Raw genomic sequence first — 256 nt, forward strand, 5'->3', positions numbered from 1 at the left:
AGCACGACGGTGTCGACGTCTCCCGGCGACAGCGTGCGGTTGTCCTCCGGGCCGTCGGCCCGCGGCTCCACGACGACGACGGCGATGAGGTCCAGGCGGTGCTGACCGGTGCCGGTGGTCCGGCCCCGCGTCATGGCGTACGGGCGGACCAGGGGCCCGGCCTCGCCGGCAGACCACTGGCTGCCCTGTTCGGGCCGGGCGCCCGTCGTGTCGTCGGTCATCTCGTCGGACGACCCTTCCGGCTCATCGAGCGGGT

The 256-nt window shown here is 74.2% G+C and carries 1 protein-coding gene; it reads right to left on the reverse strand.

The features are described from left to right. The coding region (locus MFF64_RS37050) for a DUF742 domain-containing protein (RefSeq protein WP_238194042.1) at nucleotides 1-221 on the reverse strand (221 nt) is incomplete at its 3' end. Nucleotides 222-256: the final 35 nt, after the last annotated feature.

Source organism: Methylobacterium frigidaeris (genome assembly GCF_022179185.1).
In the GTDB taxonomy this organism is placed as follows: Bacteria; Pseudomonadota; Alphaproteobacteria; order Rhizobiales; family Beijerinckiaceae; genus Methylobacterium; species Methylobacterium frigidaeris.